Origin of the sequence: Marivirga arenosa (genome assembly GCF_030503895.2) — a bacterium.
Lineage (GTDB): Bacteria > Bacteroidota > Bacteroidia > Cytophagales > Cyclobacteriaceae > Marivirga > Marivirga arenosa.
Genome location: NZ_CP129970.2, coordinates 2025926 through 2048539, shown reverse-complemented (window position 1 = coordinate 2048539; position 22614 = coordinate 2025926). Strand labels below are relative to the sequence as shown.

Below are 22614 nucleotides of genomic sequence, written 5' to 3'. Positions count from 1 at the left end.
ATTAAAAAGGAATAGATTGAGTTAGACTCAAGAATAAATATTGAAATAAAAATTGAGCAACATTAAATTAATATATAAAAGCTTAACATTAATGATTGCATAGCATCACCTTTCCTTTATCACAATACCTCTTCGCTGCACAGAACTGAACTGTATGAAACCTAATGGTAGGTTTTCGGGATTAGTCAAATTTTTAATGTTGGTAGTAGGGTTTACCGGTGGCGGACTGAATACGCCTCCATCATTAAATAGTAGATTTATGAACTCAACATAATATTGATACATATCTTCATTTAAAGTATACAGTTCTAGCCCTACTGAATCTTCAGGTTCAAAAGAACCTGGTACTGGAAGCGCAACAAACTCTTTCCCGAAAAATTCTGAACTTAGTACTGAATTTGAAAAGTCACCTCTCGAATTTTGAAGTGTATCATTTACGGTAACATCAAGCTTAAAATATTCAATCCCCTCATTGTTGAGTTTACCATTTACAAACATAAAATAGCCTTCTCCAAAAGAAGGTTGACCAATTGCTTGTAATTCCTCATTTGATAAATAATATAAGGAATCTAATGTAGCATTTTGCAATATTACTCCTGTTGCTTCTAAAAGCTCCCCTTTTGCCTCTATTTGAAGCTTATATTCTTCTCCCATGCTTAAAGCAACTTGAGTAGAAGTGATATAAGAACTATCCTCATTATTGTAAACAAAATTAACTATAAGGTTATTCTTGGAATCCAATAAACTAACCTCTGCATCTTTAAAGGGCTCTAAATTCCCAGTATCATAGAAGTTTAAAGTCTCAGATATTTTAATTCTCTGAAATGATGCCTCATCCAGTAACTTCCCTTCAATTACTAACCTTTTTTCCGATTGTGTTAAATCAACATCAATGATCTCTTGACAGCTCCAGCTTAATAGAACTGTAATCAATAAACTCACTATTTTTAGTCTGTTCTTTTTCATCAGTTAAAAGAAAAATTATAGGTTACAGAAGGTATTATTCCGAATAAAGCTGTTTTAACAGCTGCGGGTCTTGTACTTGTGATTGGACCATCTTCAGAAGAATCGAAAGTGGGATCATTATTATTTACCTGTCGGAATTCAATAGAAAAGGGATTCTTACGATTATAAACATTATAAAAAGAAACATTAATTTCATGATTAAACTTTTCCGATCTGCTTTTTAAATCGTAATTAAATCCAAGGTCTAATCTGTGGAAATCAGGCATTCGGCTCGTATTTCTTTTGGAGTCATCATAGTAAGGGATATTCTGTCCGTTTACAATATACCTTCCTTGTGGAAATGTAACAGCCGCCCCGGTTGAATACACCCAGTTTCCAGATAATGACAATCTTTCAGAAAACTTATGAGATAAAACCAAGGCAATATCATGAGGCTTATCGTATCGAGCCAAGTAGGGCTCTCCACTAGCTACTCCTTCAATTTGCCTTTGGGTTCTTGAAAGTGTATAACTTAACCAGCCACTTGTTTTCCCAACATTCTTCCTGAGCATGAATTCAGCTCCATAAGACCAAGCGATACCATCAGCTACTGCTGTTTCAATTCTATCATTTAATAATACATCTTCACCAGGAAGAAAATCAACAACATTTTGCAACCATTTATAATAACCTTCTACTGAAACTTCCCATGCATTATCCTTGAGATTTTTGAAATACCCTAAAGCCACCTGATCCCCTATAACAGGTTTAATATGATAATCTGCAGGAATCCATCTATCTGTTGGAAATCCAGCAGTTGAATTACTCGCTACTTGAAGATATTGCCTCATTCGATTATAAGAAGCTTTTAAGCTTGTAGTAGAATTCACTAAATATCTAATCCCTAATCTGGGCTCAAAGCCACCGTAATATTTCACCAGCTCTCCATTACCATAAGCTTCGGTTCGAATCTCATTTTCAGGGCTTTTCCTTAGGCCTTCTTCATAAATAGAAACAGAGTCTGGCCCAATCTTGGCAAAAGAAGAATACCGAATTCCATACTCCATACTCAATTTGTCCGAAATGGTATGTTGATTACTTATATACAAAGCAGTTTCAACTGCATAATCATTTTGGAGATTGAAGCTTTGAATATTATTATCCTGAGAAGTGATTTCAGCAGGAGCGAATATGTGGTAGATGGCATTAGCCCCAAAAAACAAGGTGTTATTATTATTTAAAAAGTAATCGAAATCAAACTTCAGATTGTACTCTTCTAATCCTGACTTCCAATTAAATCCAGTTCCAGCAGAGTTGACATCAAAACCATAATTGTAATTACTATACAATAGGGTTGTGTTTAAGAAAAGCTTATCGTTAAATAGATGATTCCAACGCGTTGAAACGGTTGAATTTCCCCAATCAAACCCAAAAAGATCTTGAAAACCTAGCTTATCTCTTCCAAAGTAGCCAGAAACAAATACTTTATCTTTATCACTAAATCTGTAATTAAACTTGGTATTAAAATCATAAAAATAGAGTGTATTATTTCTTAAGTTTTCATCCTGTGCAAAAGTTAAAAACACATCTGCATAGGTTCTTCTACCAGAAAGTAAGAGAGAAGATTTATCTTTAACTACTGGAATTTCTGCCGTTAATCGACTGCTTATACTTCCAATACCTCCTGATGCTTCAAATTCCTGATTATTTCCTTCTCTCATTTGAATATCCAAAATAGAGGATATTCTACCCCCGTATTTAGCGGGAATTCCCCCCTTATATATTTCAACATTTTTAACAGCATCAGGATTAAACACAGAAAAGAAGCCCAGCAAATGGCTTGCATTATAAACAGTGGCTTCGTCTAATAAAATTAAGTTTTGATCTGAACTTCCTCCTCTCACAAACAAACCTGAAGTTCCTTCCCCAGCAGTGGAAACACCTGGCAATAATTGCAATGATTTAACCACATCTACTTCACCAAACAAGGCTGGAATCGATTTTATCTTTTTAATGTCTAACTTCTCAACGCTCATTTTAACAGAACTTACGTTTTCATCTGAGCGAGTAGCAGTTACCACTACTTCATCCAAACTTGAAGCCTCCTCCTTTAGATTAAAATTTATGGAAATATCTTTATCAACAGTTATGTCAACTTGCTTAGTCTCATATCCAACATAACTGACCATTAATGTGTAGGATCCTTTGGCAAGTTCAAAGGAATAATAACCATAAACATTAGTGGCCATTCCAGTCCCTGGATTATTCTTATCTACTACGGTTGCACCAATTAATACTTCACCAGAGCTTGCCTCTTTTACATAACCGCTGACAGAAAATTTTTGAGCATTGAGTTGAAGGCTCAAAATGAATGAGAAAAAGAAAACTAAGTACTTAATAATATGATTCATAGGGTTCTTTAAAATCCAAGGAATTATCCCGCAAAAACGCATTTTAACATTTATAGTTGATTATAATTAAATAAACAGGGGATTGTTTATATGGAAGGCTGATATTCAAGACAAATAAAAAAACCGATAGCTCTTTTACATTACTATCGGCTGTTAATTCTTTCAAATAATTTATGACTATTCGGCTGAGTGTACCTTTTCATCAATATATTTAACTGCCTCATTGATAGTTGAAAATTTTTCGGCATCCATATCTGGAATTCTAATATTAAAATGTTGTTCGAATTCCATTACTAATTCTGCATAATCCAGAGAATCAATTCCTAAATCTTTTATAAAACTGGCATCCGCTGTGATTTCTGAACTCGCTATACCTAACTTATCAACTAATATATTGGTGATAGTTTTTTGGATTTCTTCTTTCGGCATTTTGGTTACTTTTTCCACAAATATACTTTTTTAAGGGGTAATCACTAAAATTTTAATGTAAACTCTGTACCTTCTCCTAACGTAGATTGAACAGATATATTTCCCTGATGCTTTCTCATAATCTCTTTAGACAAGCTCAGACCAATTCCTGATCCATTTTTCTTTGTTGTAAAAAACGGAATGAATATTTTCGTTAAAGCTTCTGGTTCTATTCCTACACCATCATCCTTAACACTTATTACGACTCTTTTTTTCGTGTCGAGGTTGGAACTTATCCATATATTTTTTTCAAGCTGCTCGGAATCAAAAGATTCAGAAGCATTTTTTACGAGATTAATTAAAACTTGTTCAATTAATTCACGGTCAATTGGAATTTCCCCAATTTTTTCATCAAATGATTTATGGATCGTGACAGATTTCTCATTCATGTCTTTACTCATAAGTAACATAATACCTTCTAAAACAGTATTGATATCTTCATTTTTAAGTTTTGGATTTGGTGTATGAGTCAAATTCCTAAATTCATTTAAAAATCGAATTAACCCTTCACTTCTGCTTTCAATGGTTTTTAATGAATACATTAAATCATCCATATCATCTTTTTGAAGTGGTACAGCATTATCTTGGTTTACCTCATAATCGGAAAGCATTTCTCTTGTTGTACCGGTAAGAGATGAGATTGGCGTTACAGAATTCATAATTTCATGAGTAAGCACTCGAATTAAATTCCTCCAAGCTTCCATTTCCTTCTCGTCCAATTCAGTCTGAATATTTTGGAGTGATACTAATTTAAATTGCTTATTATGAAGTTGTAACTCTATTGCATAAACTGACAGTTGCCTGCTTTCTTCTCCAATATTTACTTGAACTAATTTACTCCCTCCCGTTTTTAGCTCACGAAAAGTAGAAACTAGCTCCTCATTAATTTTAGTAAGTTGTTGAATATTATTTACCTGATAAGTAGTATTTAAAAGCTTCTTAGCAGCAAAATTATAAAGTTGAATATCTCCAGTTTTATTAAAAGTTATGATTCCAATCCCTACATGTTGTACTATATTCCTGAAATATTGGTATTCTTCTTCTTTCTCCTTTTGCCTCTCTCTAATTGAATTCAATATAGAATTAAATTGAGTTCTTAATAATTCGTTCTCTTCCGTAGATTCATGAGGTAAATCAGCCTGTTTTATCTGCTCTAAAAAACGAATGATAGAAATCTCATTTTTAGCCTGTTCCTTGAAAAATGCTCTCCCTTGAATAATCACTAATACAAAAAAGACCAACCCTAAAAATACTGAACCACCGTCAACAGAAACAAAAGCCCACACAAAAATGGTTATGCTGATGAGTAATAAGCGTATTATGAATCGCTTTAAAAGTGGATTATTGAAGGTCATATTTGCTTAATCTTCTGTATAATGAAGCTCTGGTTAATCCCAACTCCTCAGCTGCTTTAGAAATATTCCCTCCATGAATTTGAATTGCTTTTTGAATGGTTTGTTTTTCTACATCCTCTAAATTAAAACTATCGTCAAGCTTAGATTGAGCACTGGAGCTGCTATTTTTTGAAAGAAAAAAGAAATCATCCGCTTCTAGCATATTTCCATCAGCCATAATTAATGCTCTTTCAATAGCATGTTGCAATTCTCTGATGTTTCCTGGCCACTGGTATTTTTGTAATAATCGTAATGCATTAGGGCTGATCTTCATCTGATCCTTTTTATACTTTTTAGCATACATAGAAATAAAATGGTCCGCTAACAATGGAATATCCTCTACTCTTTCTCTAAGTGCTGGCAAATGAATTTCAACCGTATTTATTCGATATAATAAATCCTGGCGAAAATCACCTTCATGAACTCTTGCATCTATATCTTCATTTGTGGCACAAATTAAGCGTGTATCAAAAGGAATAGCTTCATTACTACCTAATCGAGTAACTGTTCTACTTTGTAATACATTCAGGAGTTTTGCTTGAAGCGGTGCACTTAAATTCCCTATCTCGTCTAAAAAAATGGTTCCTTTATCTGCAATTTCAAATCTCCCAGCTCTATCAACTTTTGCATCTGTAAACGCACCTTTTTTATGTCCAAAAAGTTCACTTTCGAATAAGGAATCTGTTAGAGCTCCCATATCCACACTTACAAAAGAATGATCCTTACGATTAGATTTTTTATGAAGGGCTCTGGCAATTAATTCCTTTCCAGTTCCATTTTCACCCAATATCAAGACATTAGCATCAGTAGCAGCAACTTTATCTATTATGGTAAATACGTTTTGTAAAGCCTTACTTTCTCCAATAATAGATTTGAATGGAGCGTCAATCGATTCTTGAAGTTGCTGTTTTTCCTGCTCTAGTTTACTCACTTGATTATAGGAATTTTTCAATTGTGCTGCAGCGTGAATTGTAGCAACTAACTTTTCATTTTGCCATGGCTTTAATACGAAATCAGTTGCTCCTTTTTTTAATGCATTAACTGCTGTTTCAACGTCTCCAAATGCAGTGATTAAGATGACTACCGCTTTAGGATCTTTTTCCTTGATTTGTTCCAGCCAATACATCCCTTCTTTGCCGCTGGTTGTATCTTGACTGAAATTCATATCCAGTAGAATTACATCATAAGTAGCTTGATTAAGTAAGAAAGGAATTTTTCGAGGATCCTTTTCAATCATAACTTCTTTTACATGTTTTTTGAGCAACATTTTCGCTGCAAACAAAACATCTTCATCATCATCGATTATAAGTACTTTATTAATTTCTTTGTCCATGTTTTCGAATTATAAGATCATTAGGATAAAAATAATGCCAGAGAGAAAACACCCCTTTTATGATACAATTTAGGAATATGCTTGGAATAATTGTTCGAAATCGAACATAATTGTTACGAATCTGAACGATTTTAGGATAAAAGCCAGAATATTTTTTCTTTAGGGAATGATAGTGGTAACTTTGTGGTTTATAAAAGGAAATTACAAAAGCAAAAATTATGTCAACAGCAAAAAAAGGCGACAAAGTAAAAGTTCACTACACAGGCAAATTAACAGATGGTACTGTTTTCGATAGCTCTTTAGAGAGAGAACCTATCGAATTCGAATTAGGTGCTGGTCAAATGATTGCCGGTTTTGACAAAGCAGTAGATGGGATGGCTATTGGAGACAAGAAAACAACTGATATCCCTAGTGCTGAAGCTTATGGTGACAAAAGAGATGATATGATGGTTCCGGTTCCTAATGATAAAGTTCCGGCTGAAATAAAACCTGAGGTGGGCATGCAATTATCTATGCAACAGCCTGACGGTCAAGCTTTACCTGTATTAGTTGCAGAAGTAAATGATGATCACATTGTATTAGACGCTAACCATCCGTTAGCTGGAAAAGATTTAAGTTTTGAAATTGAATTAGTTGAAATCAACTAATCTTGAATTAAGTTAAAACTAAAGCCCGATCGAAATCGGGCTTTTTTATTGGCTTAAATTCTCTTTTTATCTGACACTACTTTTCAAGATAATTTTAGCAAATAAATTGGGGAATAATCTTTTTACTAATACACCAAATCTTTCAGTTCCACCGATTACTGCTTCTAATTTATTTTTCTCCACGGCTTTTATGATTTTTTTTGCGCATTCTTGAGCAGTCATTCCATTGGCTTGGGCATTATCCATTTCTCCAGTAGGCTTACCATCGGCACCTAATGCATTTACTGAAACATCCGTTTTAATAAAGCCAGGGCATATCATTGTCACCTTAATATTATCATGATGTAATTCTGTTCTTAAAGAGTCAAAGAAACCATGAAGAGCATGTTTAGCCGCAGCATAGGATGAACGCCAAGGTGATCCGAATTTACCTACTAAGCTACTCGTAACTACCAAATGACCTGATTTCTGATTGACCATATGAGGCGCTACAGCTTTTGTGAGTGCTATTGTCCCAAAATAGTCGATTTCCATGATTTGCCTATCTACGGCTAAATCAGTTTCTAAAGCCATTCCTCTTTGAGAAATTCCACCATTATTAAATAATAAATCAATTCTCCCAAATTGATCTAAAACTTCTGCTACTTTAGACTGGAAAGAATTTATATCTGCTAAGTCAAGAGGCAGAATCATAATATTTTCTGGCTTTGGAGATTTAGCTTTAACCTCTTCTAAAACTTCCTTTCTTCTAGCCGAGATTATTACTTTAGCACCTTTATCAATTAATTCATAAACTATTGCTTCTCCAATTCCAGAACTAGCCCCAGTAACCCAAGCAATTTTATCCTTTATTTTAGTCATATATCAAGTCAATTTTAAGAAAAAGCGAATTTACACTTTAAAAACGAGTTACAAATGCATCAGGAAAGCGATCAGCAATTTTTAATTTTAGCTTATCTGCCTTTTTTCGATTTCCGAAATCGCCTAAAATAAGGGCATAAACTTTATTTCCGTTAAGTTCTTTTACTTCAACGATTACATTAGTGCGATAAGATTTTTCAATATTTTCAGCAAGCTTTAACATATTATCGAAGCCTCTAAAACTGCCAACCTGAACTCCATAGCCTGAGGGTTTTGTTCTTTCAACTCCTAAATCAAAATAGCTCTCATTTTCAATATTCTGATCAATTTGGACTGGGCGATTACTATTCGTTTTACCATCCCCTGCATCAATCACTTCAATTTTTACTTCGGCTAAGCCCTGATTAATGAATTTTAATTTTTCAGCTGCCGATCTTGATAAATCAATTACTCTACCTTCAACAAAAGGACCTCTGTCATTTATTCTTACTTCTACAGCTTGATTGTTGGAAGTATTGGTCACTTTTACTACAGTTCCAAAAGGCAATGTTTTATGTGCTGCTGTTAATTTATTGTGTTTATATTTTTCACCACTAGCCGTAAGTTTTCCTTCAAACTTATCCGCATAAAAGGAGGCTTTTCCGGTTTGAATTTGGGCTTGCGCTATATTGAAAGCAAAACAGAAAAGGAATAAAATATAGAGTTTCTTATTGAGCATTTGGAGTATTATTTAAGTAAACGACAATTTAATGTTTGTAAAACTATTTTCACAATAATTTTTAAACGCTTATTTTGCCAAAGTTTAGAATTAAGAAGAATTTGATTTCAGAAAAAGGACTTTTACGCCTCTCTTTATTATTTGCAATACTCTGCTGGCTTTCATTAGTTTTAGCGGACATATTTCTGTTATTCGCAGAAATAAATCAGGCTAATGCTGGAATCACGAAAGAAATTCCCCAGTTATTACTCACTCTTTATATCATTCTATTCTATTTTTTCTTTAAAATCAGGATTCAGAAAGCTGAAAGTATCAATTTCATTGATTTACTATGGCATGTATTTTCAACAGGCCTAATTGTATCCCTAATTCAGTTAGCTGTAAGCTTATTCTTTTACCTTTTGAGTGATAGTAAGTTAATGCAAAACCCATTAATGATTAACTTTTTCTATCATGTGAATTTGGGGGCTATTATAGTGTTTCTTGTTTCCACATTTATCGTTTGGAAAAGGCTAATACTCTACCAAAAGAATAAAAGACTATTAATCATATGGCAAGTTTTTGAATACTCATTATTAGCCTCCTTATTATATGGCTTTTTCCAAACCAATGTTCAACAATGGCTATTTAATGGCTTATTAGGTTTTTTCTTTCTTTTCGGAATAATCCTATCCTTTAATTTAAAATGGATAGCCTATCTTAATTTTAAGCAAAAGTGGAGAAGTATTTTATTACTAGTTCTAGTAATTCTATATCTATATTATTTTATCAATAATTTATTCAACTTCTCACAAGAGTTTAATCTTGTTCTGGATTTATTAGATAATATTTATATTCTTTCAGTTGCAGGTTTTATCTTTTTATATGCTCTGATTTCTATTTTAGTAATTCTGTTCAATTTACCTACTTCTTCTGTTTTTGAGCAGAAAATTAGTGAGGTGCTTAACTTTCAACGTCTAAGTCAGTCTATTCAAAAAGGGGATAATGAAAACCAGGTATATGAAGTTTTATTAGAAAGTAGTAATAACGCAGTTTTCTCAACCAGCTCATGGTTAGAAATTTATGAAAATGAGGAGACCATAAACACTTTAACCTATAATATTACAGATCTTAAAATAACACAAGTCAGAAAAAGCATTCAAGACAGTGGGATTTTTGCTTATTTGAATAAACAAAAATCCAATAACTTCGAAAAGGATCTAAACTACAATAAGTTAACATCTAATTTGAATGATCCTGATTATGGTTCTGTATTAGTTATGCCGTTAATCATACAAGAAAGACAAATTGGGCTATTAGTAGTTTTGAAGGATGTTACTGATGGATTTAATAAAGAAATGGTAAATATTATCAGTTCTTTTGTAAATCAGGCCTGTATTTCGATTGAAAACTTTGAATTACTATCTGAAGCTCTTAAAAACGAACGCTATAAAGAGGAATTAAAAATTGCTGAAAGAGTGCAGAAAAGCCTCTTACCCCAATCACTGATTTCAAATGAAGAATTTGAAATGATCGCTTTTTACGAATCGGCTGATGAAGTAGGTGGTGATTATTATGATTTCTATAAAATAAACGATACTAAAACAGCGGTAATTATAGGTGATGTTTCAGGAAAAGGAACTTCTGCATCATTTAATATGTCTCAAATGAAGGGCGTATTCCATAGCTTAGTGCAGTTTAATTTAGATTCAAAAACATTTCTTACCAAGGCGAATCATGCCTTAAGTAGCTGTTTGGAAAAATCCTCATTCATCACTGCTGCATATTATAATATTGACCATCAGGAAAAGAGCATTAGTTTTTCAAGAGCCGGTCATTGCCCAGGATTGTTCTACAGCAAAAAAGATGATAAAGCAACCTTTTTCAAAAATAAAGGAATGGGATTGGGGATAGTAAGAAATGACAACTATGAAGATTTTATAGACATTAACAAAATATATTACAACTCCGGTGATATTCTTTTCTTATACACAGATGGAATAATCGAAGCTAAAAATACGGACGGTGAAGAGTTCGGGTATAATAGATTAAGTCAATATTTACAGGAAACTAACGGAAATAGCCCACAAGAAATTCAAAAAGGGCTAATTAAATATTTATATGATTTCATAGGTTCAGAGGACCTGGAAGACGACTATACTGCATTAATAATTAAATTTTTATAACATGACAGTCAACTTCCTGAAAATAAGCTCGTAATAAAATTTGTATGATTAATATTAATACACATAAAGAAGAAGAATTTAGCCTCCTTAAAGTTGAAGGAGACGTAGATGCTAGTTCAAGCATTCATTTAGACGAAGCATTAACGGAATTGTCAAATGATGAAAGCGTTAAAAATATTTTAGTAGATGGCTCTGATCTCAACTATATTTCTTCTGCAGGGCTAGGTGTATTCATGTCATATATTGATGACTTTAAAAGTAAGAACATAAAAATGATCTTATTTGGCTTAAGCGAAAAAGTATTGAATGTATTTCAAATTTTAGGGCTTGACCAACTTATGAGTATTGTCAGCAATAAGCAGGAAGCGAAGGAGAAATTACATGAAGTTCAATCTTAAAGTATATTGTGAAAAAACACGGCTAAAGGATATTCGGAATTTTATTTCTGAAAAGCTGAAGGCCTATGTGCATGATGATTTGGAAATCAACCAAATGGTATTGGCGGTGGATGAAATCTGTGCTAACCTCATCATTCATTCCAATTACTGCAATGCAAATGAAGCCATTAATTTGGAGGTATTTGTTGAAAAAGATGGCGTTACATTTGAGATTTCTGATGAAGGAGAAAAATTTGATATCAAGAAATACAAAGAGCCATCCATTGAAGAAGTAGTACAAACTAAGAAAAAAGGTGGAATAGGTTTATTGTTAGTAAATAAAATCATGGACAAGGTTGAATTCACGAACAAGGAAAAGAAAAATACCTGTATCCTCTATAAAAAGTTTGGACAAAGCCAGAAAAGTTAATTTATCTTCGCTTCATTCTCTTTAATATTTTATTGTGTAAATCCATTTACATAAATTGCTTCTTAAAATTTATTCTTACCCAATGGGCAACAAAAAAAGTCTCTTATTATTAGTAGCACTTATTTTATTAAACGCTTGTAAAAATACTCAAACTCAAAAGGCAAATACCTCTAGTGATGTATTATTCACGGTTGATGGAGAAAACGTATACCCTGATGAATTTATCTATGCGTTTGAAAAGAGCAAAAGAAATAAAGCAGATAATGAATCTGAGGAAGAGTATCTTGATTTATACATCAATTTTAAACTTAAAGTTAAAGAAGCAAAAGCTAAAGGTTTAGATACTACACAAGCCTACCAAACAGAGTTAAATGGCTATTTGGAAGAAATTAAAAAGCCTTACCTCACCGCAGAAAAAGTAAATGAAAAGCTGATTAAAGAAGCTTATGAAAGACTTCAGCAAGAAATTAATGCTAGCCATATTTTAATTATGGTTGATGAAAACGCAAGTCCGGAAGATACTTTAAAAGCCTTCAATAAAATTAAAGAAGCTAGAAATAAGGCGGTAAGTGGTGAAAATTTCGAAGCTTTAGCAAGACAATATTCTGAAGATCCTTCAGTGCAAAGAAATAATGGACAATTAGGGTGGTTTACCGCATTTCAAATGGTTTATCCTTTCGAAAATGCAGCTTTTAAAACTAATGTGGGAGAGATATCTCCAATCATAAAAACTCAATTTGGCTATCATATAATTAAAGTGAATGACTCACGGGCTACTTTAGGTCGAATAAAAATTGCCCACATCATGAAGCGTTTTCCTCCTCAAGCAACAGCTGAAGATTCTTTAGAAACAAAAAACGAAATTTATAACGTTTATGAAAGACTAAAAGAAGGAGAAAACTGGTTTATTCTGGCTACTAAAGAATCGGAAGATTTAAGCACCAAAGATACTGGAGGGGAACTTCCATGGTTTGGAGCTGGTAATTTACCTAAGGAATTAGAAACAGCAGCATTTGATTTAGAACAAAAAGGAGAAATATCAAAGCCAGTGATGAGTCCCTATGGATGGCACATTTTAAAGCTGGAAGATAAAAGAGGAGTTGGGAGCTTAAACAGCATGAAAGAGAGTTTAAGCAGAAGAATTAAAAGGGATCAAAGATCAGAACTAAAAGAGGATGAAGTCATTAGAAAGCTGAAAACTGAAAATGATTTTCAAAAAAATGAAAAAGTATACCATCTGTTAAAAACAAAACCAACCTTATCTAAAGAGCAATTCAAGAAAAAGGAATTAGAACAACCCTTATTTAGTATCTCATCTCAAAAATATTCTGTTGAGGACTTCCTAATTGGTTTTGATAAAGAAAAGGAGTTAGACCGTCAGCTAGAGAACTATGAAAAAGCTAAGCTTTTGGAATATGAAGATGAGAATCTTGAAACTAAGTATCCTGAGTATAGGCTTTTAAGACAGGAATATAAGGAGGGTTTACTCCTATTCGAAATCATGAATAGAGAGGTTTGGAGCAAAGTTGGTGGAGACTCAACCGTATTAAAAGAATTCTATAATAAAAATAAAGCCAATTACATAAGTGAAGAAAAGTTAAGATTAGCAAAAATTATTTTTTCTGATACCAGCAGTATAAATCAGTATAGAAATCCAATAAAAGAGAAGTATTTTCCGTTAAGCCCAAGAATAGAATTTAATGAATCAACTGAATTATCGTCAATAATTAATCTTGATAGTGGCAGGAATCACAAATTATTAATTACAGTAAGTTTACCTGAAAATCTTAATAAAAGTGATTCAGTGAAACTTTTTAAAGCATTGAATGAATCATTCAATGAGAAGGATATTCAGAAACTTACCGATTCCAATGAAAATAAAATATATTTGCAATTGTTTTCAGAATCGAATGAACTATTAGCATTAAATAATAAAGCTATTGAAGAAGCATATGAAGAGATAGTTCCAATTTCTGAATGTAAAAAATGGTTGGGCAAAGAAAAGACTGACTATTTTACTGATATGACAAAAAATGGTATGATTGAATTAAATTATGTATTAGATAAATATCTACCAAGGCAAAAAACATTCTCAGAGGCAAAAGCTGAACTCATAGAAGATTATCAGAAAAAATTAGAATCTGATTGGGTAAATCAGTTGAAAAAGAAATATGAAGTGAATGTGAATGAAAATATTTTAAATAAAATTAAAGCAAAAATTGAAGAATAATTTTCTAACCATATCATTTATTGTTTTAACTTCTCTTCTATGGAGTTGTGAATACATTAACCTAAAAAGCTTCGAAACAGAAGAGAAAGTTGAAGAAGTAAAGGTTCCTGTAGCAAGAGTAGGAAATTCAGTATTATACCAAAAAGACTTAGCAGGAATTGTAGGGAATGACATCAGTGTAAAAGACAGTACAAATTTAATTGATCGCTATGTTAACTCATGGATTAAAAAGCAGCTCTTAATTTCCGAAGCTTCAGAAAAAATTGATTTTGATCAAGCTTCAATTGAAAGAAAGGTATTGGATTATCGTTATGCTTTAATGGTTCACGAATTCAAAAAGTATTATGTAGATAATAATTTGGACACAGTGGTAACCAATGAAGAAATTGAAACCTACTTTAATGATAACAAAGATAATTTTGAATTAAAGCAGAATATCATCCGTGGATATTTCATTACTGTGAGTAAAGATGCGCCAAAAATTAATAAACTAAAATCATTGATAAATTCTGATAAGCCGCAGGACTTCAAAGAGCTAAAATCATACTGCTTCAGATTTGCTGAAACCTATTTCCTTGAAGATTCAGTATGGATAAATTTTGATGAGGCTATTAGAAACACTCCTTTTACCAGCGTTACGAACAAAATAGATTTTTTGAAATCAAATAAATTCGTTGAAGATGAAAATGAGGAAAAGATTTATTTCTTAAGGATAAAAGAATTTAAAATTTCAGACCAGATTTCTCCTTTGGAATTTGTGAGGAATGATATTAAACAGATTATTTTAAATAAAAGAAAGGTGGCTTTAGCCAACCAATTAGAAGAGGAAGTTTTTGAAAAAGCGAAGAGTTCGAACAAATATGAAATTTACAAAGCTGAAAAATAAATTTTTAATTATTGCCTTTACACTTATCTCTTTACCATTTTGGACAAATGCTCAAAATGAAGGAGGAGAAATTGTAGATAAAATTATCGCAAAGGTTGATAATTACATCATTCTGGAATCTGATTTAGCACTAGCTTATAAAGATTACTTATCGAGAGGGGGAAATGCAAGTAGCCAACAAGCAAGATGTGAGGTTTTAGAAAACCTGATTGTTAACAAACTTTTATTAGCGAAAGCTGAAATAGATTCAGTGACAGTACCAGAAGCTCAGGTTGATGCTCAACTGGAAAACAGAATGAGAATGATGGTACAACAAATAGGTTCTGAGGAAAAAATAGAAGAATATTACGGTAAATCATTAGAAGAATTCAGTATCGAAATCAGGGATGATGTGAAAGAACAAATGATAATCGGTGAAATGCAAAGAACCATCACTGCTGATATTGAAGTAACTCCAAGACAGGTAAAGAAATTCTATGCCAATATCCCTAAAGACAGTCTGCCTTTTTACTCAACTCAAGTTCAAGTAGGGCAAATTGTTAAAAAGCCAACCATGAGCAAAGAAGCTAAAGACAACATAAAGGCTAGACTTAATGGTTTAAGAGAAAGAATATTAGAAGGTGAGGATTTTAGCGACATAGCAAGGCTTTATTCACAAGAGCCTGGAGCTAAGCAAAGTGGTGGTAATATAGGGTTTTTTGAAAGAGGCCAATTAGCCCCTGAATATGAAGCAACTGCTTTAAGGCTGAAACCAGGAGAAATTTCCAAACCAGTTGAAACTGATTTTGGATTTCACATCATTGAATTATTAGAAAGAAGAGGAAATGAATTCAATACTCGTCATATTTTAATAATGCCAAAATTCACTCAAAAAGATTTAGATAGAACGGAAAATTTCTTGGATAGCATTCGAACATTAATCATTAACGATAGTATTACATTTGAAGCTGCAGCTGCAGAACACTCGGATGATATGCAAACTTCTTCTAATGGAGGATACTTTATGGAAGGAGAATCAGGAGGCACAAGAGTATCGGTTGACGAATTAGACCCTAATATATTCTTTACTATTGATACTATGCAAGTTGGTTCTATCACAAAACCTTTGACATTTCGGCAGCCTGATCGTTCTCAAGCTGTAAGAATTTTGTATTATAAAGATAGAATAAAGCCGCACAGAGCTGATATCAATATAGATTATCAGAAGATAAAGATGGCGGCATTGAATAAAAAGAAAAGTGAGAAGTTGGCAAAATGGTTTGAAGAATCTAAAGATGAAGTTTTCATTGTATTAGATGAAAATTACCAAAACTGCCAGATATTGAACTGACAAATATGGATAAATTTGAAAATGAAGTTGCAGCGGCTGATGCTTTGCATGAAAAATATGAAAGCCTAAGAAAAGAAATTTCAAAGGTAATTGTAGGGCAGGATGAAGTGGTAAGACTTGTTATCAGTTCTTTCTTTTGTCATGCACACAGCTTATTAGTGGGTGTACCCGGCTTAGCAAAAACTTTATTAATCAATACGGTAGCATCTGCTATGAATTTAAAATTTAACCGTATTCAGTTTACTCCTGATTTAATGCCTTCCGACATTATTGGGGCGGAAACCTTAGATAAGGATAGAAATTTCAAATTTATAAAAGGACCTATTTTTAATAACATTATCCTTGCGGATGAGATCAATAGAACGCCACCAAAAACTCAGGCTGCTTTATTAGAATCAATGCAGGAAAAGAACGTAACTGTTGCAGGTGAAACATATCCTTTACCTGATCCATTCTTTGTTTTGGCTACACAAAACCCAATTGAACAAGAAGGAACTTATCCTTTACCAGAAGCGCAATTGGACAGATTTATGTTTAACATCAATTTAGATTATCCTTCTTATGAGGATGAGCTAAACATTGTAAAAAGCTCTGGACAGGCAATTGATACTGTAAATGCAGTAATGAATGCAGAGGAAATACTTTACTTCCAAAAGCTGGTAGACAAAGTACCAGTAACGGACAATGTTATTGAATTTGCCGTGAAACTCGTTCAAGGCACAAGGCCTAATACTGAAAAGTCATTCGAGATTACGGATGAATATTTAGAATGGGGTGCCGGACCAAGGGCTTCTCAATTCTTAATAAAAGGTGCTAAATGTAATGCCTTATTAAATGGTAAATATTCTCCTGATATAGAGGATGTAAAAGCAGTTGCAATTCCTGTTTTAAGACACAGATTGGTAAAGAATTTCAAAGCGGATGCAGAAGGCATGACAATTGAAGAAATTATACATAAACTTATCCAGAAGGTAGAGTCTAACTGATTAAAGTTTTATTCATAAAGACTCTGTGATTTTATAAAAGCCAATCGATAGGGCATTTACAACATTTATGGAAGAATTTTGTCCATACATGGGAATGTGAAAGTGCTCTTCACATAAATTCAACACTTTATCAGATACTCCCTGTCTTTCAGAGCCAACTATAATTGCAATTCTATCAACATTCGAGTTCTCAAAATGGTGAATGGACTTACTTTTTTCAGTTATTTCCAATGCGATTGATCGATACCCTTCTTTTTTAAGTCTTTCTAGTTCAAATTCAGCGTCTGAATTAAAAGTATACTGTACTGTTTTGTAAGTATTTCTAGAGGCTCTTTTCACTTTGGTGGTAAAATCAACAGCTTTTTCTCCTGCAAAAAATATTTCTCTCACCCCAAAAGCTTCAGATAACCGCATCATCATACCCACATTTTCAGGTGTACGAATATTTTCAGCTATTAGGATTATGTTTAAATGATGTCCAGCATTTTGTGTTTCGTAATGAGATTTTTGCATAAAATATATCCCCTTTTAGTGACAAAATAAATCATTTTGGATTTCAAATAAATAATAAATCTGACTATTTCCCATGTTAAGCTAATACAAATGTCATAATGTCAGACAAAATACAGCTATTTCCTATTGGCACATCCATTGTTATACAAGAAGAAAAAGAATTTAGAATTAGAAAATAAATAGATCATGGGAAAAATTATTGGAATTGACTTAGGTACTACCAACTCCTGTGTGGCGGTAATGGAGGGTAATGAACCCGTTGTAATCCCCAACAGTGAGGGTAGAAGAACTACACCTTCAATTGTAGCGTTTTTGGATGAAGGGAAAGGCGAACGAAAAGTAGGTGATCCTGCAAAACGTCAAGCTATTACCAACCCTGCCAATACAATTGCATCCGTAAAAAGATTCATGGGTAAGAAGTTCTCTGAAGTTTCAGAAGAGAAAAAAATTGCTTCTTATAAAGTAGAATCTGGAAATAACGATACAGTTAGAGTTAAAGTAGGAGACAGAAACTATACTCCTCAGGAATTATCTGCTATGATTCTTCAGAAAATGAAGTCTACTGCAGAAGATTACCTAGGACAAGAAGTAACAGAAGCTGTAATAACAGTACCTGCTTACTTTAATGATGCAGAACGTCAGGCTACTAAAGAAGCAGGACAAATCGCAGGCTTAGAAGTAAAAAGAATTATTAACGAGCCAACTGCAGCAGCTTTGGCTTACGGTCTTGACAAAAGAGATAAAGACCAAAACATTGCCGTATACGATTTAGGTGGTGGTACTTTTGATATCTCCGTTCTTGAATTAGGTGACGGTGTATTTGAAGTAAAATCTACTAATGGTGATGTACACTTAGGGGGTGATGATTTTGACCAAGTAATCATTAACTGGTTAGCTGACGAATTCAAAAATGAGCATGGCGTTGATCTGAAACAAGATCCAATGGCCTTACAAAGATTGAAAGAGGCTGCAGAGAAGGCTAAAATTGAATTATCAAGTTCTACTGAAACAGAAGTAAACTTGCCATACATCATGCCGGTTGACGGTGTACCAAAACACTTGGTAAGAAAATTAAGCCGTTCAAAATTTGAGCAATTATCAGATGACTTAGTGAAGAGATCAATGGCTCCAGTTAAGAAGGCTTTAGAAGATGCAGGTTTATCTGCTTCTGAAATTGATGAAGTAATCTTAGTAGGGGGTTCTACTCGTATACCTAGAATTCAGGAAGAAGTAGAGAAGTTCTTCGGTAAAAAACCATCTAAAGGAGTTAACCCTGATGAGGTGGTTGCTATTGGTGCAGCCATTCAAGGTGGTGTGTTAACCGGTGAGGTTAAAGATGTATTATTATTGGATGTAACTCCTCTATCATTAGGTATTGAAACTATGGGTGGAGTGATGACTAAATTAATTGAAGCGAATACTACCATTCCTTCTAAGAAGTCAGAAACATTCAGTACGGCATCTGATAATCAGCCTTCTGTTGAGATTCACGTTTTACAAGGTGAGAGATCAATGGCAAAAGACAACCGTTCAATTGGTAGATTCCACTTAGATGGTATTCCACCAGCACCAAGAGGTGTTCCTCAAATCGAAGTAACATTCGATATTGATGCTAACGGTATCTTAAATGTATCTGCTAAAGATAAAGGAACTGGTAAAGAGCAGAAAATTAGAATTGAGGCTTCTTCAGGCTTATCAGAGGAAGAAATCGAAAAAATGAGAAAAGAGGCGGAAGCAAATGCTGAAACCGATAAAAAAGAGAAAGAGAAAATTGATAAAATCAATCAAGCTGACTCTTTAATCTTCCAAACTGAGAAGCAAATGAAAGAATTTGGTGACAAGCTTTCTGAAGGTAACAAAACTGCCATAGAAGGAGCTTTAACTAAATTGAAAGAAGCACACAGCAGCCAAAATGTTGAAGCAATTGATTCTTCTATGGAAGAATTGAATAACGCATGGCAGGCAGCTTCTCAAGAAATCTACCAAGCACAGCAAGCTGCTGGTGGCGCTGAAGGTGGGCAGCCTGGCGGAGACGCTGGTCAGCAAGCGCAAGGCGAAAGCGGTGATAGTGTAGATGATGTTGAGTACGAAGAAGTAAATGATGATGAAAATAAAGATTCTAAATAAGAATCAGTAATTCATAGATTATAAGGAAAGCCTCTCGGAGAAATCTGAGAGGCTTTTTTTGTGTAGTGATTTTGAGAAAAATAATACTGTTGAATATGGATGAGGCATTTGATAATCTCATTCGCAGTACTTTGGTTAAACCTCAATTATAATCAGACTAGTAGTATAAGACATATGAAAAAGATGCATTCAAATAAATGAAGATATTCTAAGGAATTCAATGACATATTAACATATTTAAGATAGTTTTGATATTTCAAAATAAAATAATAATTCAATAGTTTTTTTATATGAAATCACTCCTAATCCTTTTTATCAGTTTATTGATAGGTTTTTCTTCATTGTCTCAAGACAACAAAATCAATTTTGGTTTTGAATTAGGTATCATAAAGCCAAAAGTCATTTCTAACATCGATATATTTACCTACCCTGATACGCCTTTTCGACCTTCCGCATCTCTACTTATAGCTAAAAACCTAAATAAAAGATGGTCGATTGCAGTGGGTTTGGGCTACCTAGACTACAAATTTGAATCCGAAAATAATTATCAGGTAATCAATCCAAGAAGTGATGATTACTTTAATTCAGAAGTCAAAAGTTTTTCATTTTTGTCTATCCCTTTAAGAGTAAAGCGCAACTTCAAAAATATTGGCTTCTTTTATTCAGCTAGCCTAACCAATAAAATTTTAATAGATCATTATATCTACCTTGAAAACACATTGACAAAAAATAACGAAACTATTGCAAGAGTAAAAAACAAATATGCATTAGCGATTGATGCAGATTTTGGATACGAATATTCGATATCTAGAGAAACGATACTGTTTACTTCTATTAGAATTAGTGCTGATATTATTGATGCACAAGTTGGAAGGATAAAGGGCTACTATCATTTATTAGTAATTCCTGCCATTCAAATTGGTTGTCTTTTTTAAATCTATTCATTTCATCCTCAAATTTATTGATAGTAGAAAATCAAAGAATTTCGTTAGCTTTAAAAATTTCCCCATAATCAAAAAATGAAAGATGTAGTTATTCAAGAAGATAGAATTGTTAAAGCACAAGCAAATAGTTACCTAACAAATATATGAGTCCAGGCCTCTCAGATTTCTCTGAGAGGCTTTTTTGTTAATATTTCTTTCACAAAAAAATTAATGTCATTGATACATATGTAGAAATACAATCGATGAATCCCTACATAGCATCGATTAACTGGATCAGAATCTTGTTATTGCTTTGTAACTTTAGTATTAAATCCAAAACCAATATGAGACCTATCCTAAGCCTGATTTTAATCCTTCCCATATTAGCTTTCTATAGCTGCAACAAAATTGAAAGCGGACATGGTAGAGCTTCTTTCTATTTAACAGATGGCCCCTTGGAAAGCAATAATGTTTCTGGTGTGGTGATATGTATCACAAGAGTGGAAGCCTTTGGTCCAGATGGATGGAAAGTAATAAAAGAATATGAAAAGCCCGAAGCAGTCGATTTATTTTCCCTTCAAGGTGGTGAAACACTTTTCTTAGAAGAGAAAGAATTAGTGAGTGGAAAATATGATCAAATAAAATTAGGGCTCGTTGTCTCTCAAACTTCTGATGGCGGAAATTTACCTGCACATTATATTAAATTCAATGACGGGACAGTTTCGGAAATAAGTGTACCTATTGGTGACCAAGCAGGATATACTATTATTGGGGATTTCACTATTCCTGATGGAGGTATAACTTCTATTATTATGGATTTTGACCTAAGAAAATCTGTATTAAAAATGCAGAATTCAGAACAAATCATTTTAAAACCTACTGTAAGATTACTCGAGGAAGCTAAAGTTGGATCAGTTCAGGGAGTTATCAGTGGAATTTCAGGGACAAGGGTAGCATATGCCTACAAGGGCGGTAATTTTAATGATAATGAGTCCACTCCTAATGCTGATGGTGTTCGATTTAATAATGCAGAATCTAGTTCAAATGTAGATGAAAATGGTAATTATTATATCTCTTATTTACCGTCAGATGAATATGATATTGTGGTTGCATCTTTTGATGGTGAAGGAAATTTCATTGAAGTGAAAACTATTGAAGAAGGCGTGGTGATTAATGACGGAGAACTAAAGACTTTAAACATAACAATTTAAAACCAGCCAGTTCATAAAAAATAAAGCCCAATCATTTGAAAGTGATTGAGCTTTATTATATTTAAATTAGAAATCAAGTACCTGATTTTTTCATCCATTCAGGTGTTTCAGGTGCTTTATAGGATTCCATCTTTTGAAGTAGGTTATTCATATCAGTATCCTGCAAAAGCATATCCTTATTTATCGTTTTTAGAAAATCCTGCTTGTTCATTCCTTGTATCATTGTCAATAAAGGCTGATAGAACTCTTTGATATTCAATAATCCAATAGGCTTATGATGAAGACCTAGTTGAGCCCATGTTAAAATTTCAAACAGCTCTTCCATGGTACCGAAACCCCCAGGTAAAGCAATAAAGCCATCTGACAAATCATGCATTTTTAATTTTCTTTCATGCATAGATTCCACCACTATCATTTCCGATAAATCGTTATGAGCTACTTCTTTGGTTTGTAAAAAGTCAGGAATAACGCCTATAACTTCTCCCCCTTTATCTAAAGCACCTTCTGCAACTGCACCCATCAGTCCAATTTTTGCTCCACCGTATACTACCCCAATATTTTTTTCGGCAAGCAGTTGCCCTAGTCTGAAAGCCTCCTGTTCAAAATTGGGGTCAATTCCAGCGCTGGAACCACAAAATACCGCTATTCTATTCATATGC

At 33.4% G+C, this 22614-nt stretch carries 20 protein-coding genes; 11 read left to right on the top strand and 9 right to left on the bottom strand.

Translation table 11 applies throughout. The features are described 5' to 3' along the window. Positions 1 to 105: 105 nt before the first annotated feature. The 5 genes from QYS48_RS09050 to QYS48_RS09030 all read right to left on the bottom strand — a co-directional run bounded on the left by QYS48_RS09050 (position 106) and on the right by QYS48_RS09030 (position 6551). A complete protein-coding gene (locus QYS48_RS09050) occupies positions 106 to 966 on the bottom strand; it encodes a DUF4249 family protein (protein WP_308355626.1) in 861 nt (286 codons plus the stop codon). Next, positions 966 to 3356, bottom strand: a complete 2391-nt coding sequence (locus QYS48_RS09045; protein ID WP_308355625.1) for a TonB-dependent receptor — start codon at positions 3354 to 3356, stop codon at positions 966 to 968. The genes QYS48_RS09050 and QYS48_RS09045 overlap by 1 nt, the downstream gene beginning before the upstream one ends. Positions 3357 to 3533: 177 nt before the next feature. After that, positions 3534 to 3785: an acyl carrier protein gene (locus QYS48_RS09040; RefSeq protein ID WP_302104053.1), complete on the bottom strand. Its 252-nt coding sequence runs from the start codon at positions 3783 to 3785 to the stop codon at positions 3534 to 3536. Between the two features lie 44 nt (positions 3786 to 3829). Beyond that, positions 3830 to 5179, bottom strand: a complete 1350-nt coding sequence (locus QYS48_RS09035; protein WP_308355624.1) for an ATP-binding protein — start codon at positions 5177 to 5179, stop codon at positions 3830 to 3832. Next, positions 5166 to 6551, bottom strand: a complete 1386-nt coding sequence (locus QYS48_RS09030) for a sigma-54 dependent transcriptional regulator (RefSeq protein WP_308355623.1) — start codon at positions 6549 to 6551, stop codon at positions 5166 to 5168. Before QYS48_RS09030 ends, QYS48_RS09035 begins: the two co-directional genes overlap by 14 nt. A 218-nt stretch (positions 6552 to 6769) precedes the next feature. Here QYS48_RS09030 and QYS48_RS09025 point away from each other — a divergent pair, with 218 nt between their 5' ends. Then, positions 6770 to 7198 (top strand): peptidylprolyl isomerase, encoded by a 429-nt coding sequence (locus QYS48_RS09025; protein WP_302102301.1) that lies wholly within the window; start codon positions 6770 to 6772, stop codon positions 7196 to 7198. Positions 7199 to 7264: 66 nt separating this feature from the next. Here QYS48_RS09025 and QYS48_RS09020 read toward each other — a convergent pair whose 3' ends face one another. Both QYS48_RS09020 and QYS48_RS09015 read right to left on the bottom strand, forming a co-directional pair. Continuing rightward, positions 7265 to 8059, bottom strand: coding sequence for an SDR family oxidoreductase (locus QYS48_RS09020; protein WP_308355622.1), 795 nt, complete (start codon positions 8057 to 8059; stop codon positions 7265 to 7267). 37 nt (positions 8060 to 8096) lie between these two features. Continuing rightward, a complete protein-coding gene (locus QYS48_RS09015; RefSeq protein ID WP_308355621.1) occupies positions 8097 to 8777 on the bottom strand; it encodes a septal ring lytic transglycosylase RlpA family protein in 681 nt (226 codons plus the stop codon). A gap of 74 nt (positions 8778 to 8851) precedes the next feature. On the opposite strand from QYS48_RS09015, the gene QYS48_RS09010 reads away from it, so the two are divergent. The 7 genes from QYS48_RS09010 to QYS48_RS08980 all read left to right on the top strand — a co-directional run bounded on the left by QYS48_RS09010 (position 8852) and on the right by QYS48_RS08980 (position 17181). Next, positions 8852 to 10942 (top strand): SpoIIE family protein phosphatase, encoded by a 2091-nt coding sequence (locus tag QYS48_RS09010; RefSeq protein ID WP_308355620.1) that lies wholly within the window; start codon positions 8852 to 8854, stop codon positions 10940 to 10942. 44 nt (positions 10943 to 10986) lie between these two features. Then, complete coding sequence (locus tag QYS48_RS09005) at positions 10987 to 11340, top strand: STAS domain-containing protein (protein WP_302102305.1); 354 nt, start codon at positions 10987 to 10989, stop codon at positions 11338 to 11340. Beyond that, complete coding sequence (locus QYS48_RS09000; protein WP_302122608.1) at positions 11324 to 11749, top strand: ATP-binding protein; 426 nt, start codon at positions 11324 to 11326, stop codon at positions 11747 to 11749. Before QYS48_RS09005 ends, QYS48_RS09000 begins: the two co-directional genes overlap by 17 nt. An 82-nt stretch (positions 11750 to 11831) precedes the next feature. Beyond that, a complete protein-coding gene (locus QYS48_RS08995; protein ID WP_308355619.1) occupies positions 11832 to 13979 on the top strand; it encodes a peptidylprolyl isomerase in 2148 nt (715 codons plus the stop codon). After that, entirely contained in the window at positions 13969 to 14865 is an 897-nt protein-coding gene (locus QYS48_RS08990) for a peptidyl-prolyl cis-trans isomerase (protein WP_302122598.1), read from the top strand. Before QYS48_RS08995 ends, QYS48_RS08990 begins: the two co-directional genes overlap by 11 nt. Next, complete coding sequence (locus tag QYS48_RS08985) at positions 14840 to 16195, top strand: peptidylprolyl isomerase (protein WP_308355618.1); 1356 nt, start codon at positions 14840 to 14842, stop codon at positions 16193 to 16195. Before QYS48_RS08990 ends, QYS48_RS08985 begins: the two co-directional genes overlap by 26 nt. A 5-nt stretch (positions 16196 to 16200) precedes the next feature. Further along, entirely contained in the window at positions 16201 to 17181 is a 981-nt protein-coding gene (locus QYS48_RS08980) for a MoxR family ATPase (protein WP_308355617.1), read from the top strand. Between the two features lie 12 nt (positions 17182 to 17193). Here the strand turns inward: QYS48_RS08980 and QYS48_RS08975 are convergent, their stop codons facing one another. Further along, positions 17194 to 17694, bottom strand: coding sequence for a TrmH family RNA methyltransferase (locus QYS48_RS08975; protein ID WP_308355616.1), 501 nt, complete (start codon positions 17692 to 17694; stop codon positions 17194 to 17196). Between the two features lie 186 nt (positions 17695 to 17880). Between QYS48_RS08975 and dnaK the strand changes: the two genes are divergently transcribed. The 3 genes from dnaK to QYS48_RS08960 all read left to right on the top strand — a co-directional run bounded on the left by dnaK (position 17881) and on the right by QYS48_RS08960 (position 21955). Next, entirely contained in the window at positions 17881 to 19821 is a 1941-nt protein-coding gene (dnaK, locus tag QYS48_RS08970; RefSeq protein WP_308355615.1) for a molecular chaperone DnaK, read from the top strand. Between the two features lie 290 nt (positions 19822 to 20111). Then, positions 20112 to 20756 (top strand): outer membrane beta-barrel protein, encoded by a 645-nt coding sequence (locus tag QYS48_RS08965; protein ID WP_308355614.1) that lies wholly within the window; start codon positions 20112 to 20114, stop codon positions 20754 to 20756. A 332-nt stretch (positions 20757 to 21088) separates the two neighbouring features. Further along, a complete protein-coding gene (locus tag QYS48_RS08960) occupies positions 21089 to 21955 on the top strand; it encodes a DUF4382 domain-containing protein (protein WP_308355613.1) in 867 nt (288 codons plus the stop codon). Between the two features lie 73 nt (positions 21956 to 22028). On the opposite strand, the gene QYS48_RS08955 is transcribed toward QYS48_RS08960, so the two are convergent. After that, entirely contained in the window at positions 22029 to 22610 is a 582-nt protein-coding gene (locus QYS48_RS08955; RefSeq protein WP_308355612.1) for a TIGR00730 family Rossman fold protein, read from the bottom strand. Between the last annotated feature and the right edge of the window lie 4 nt (positions 22611 to 22614).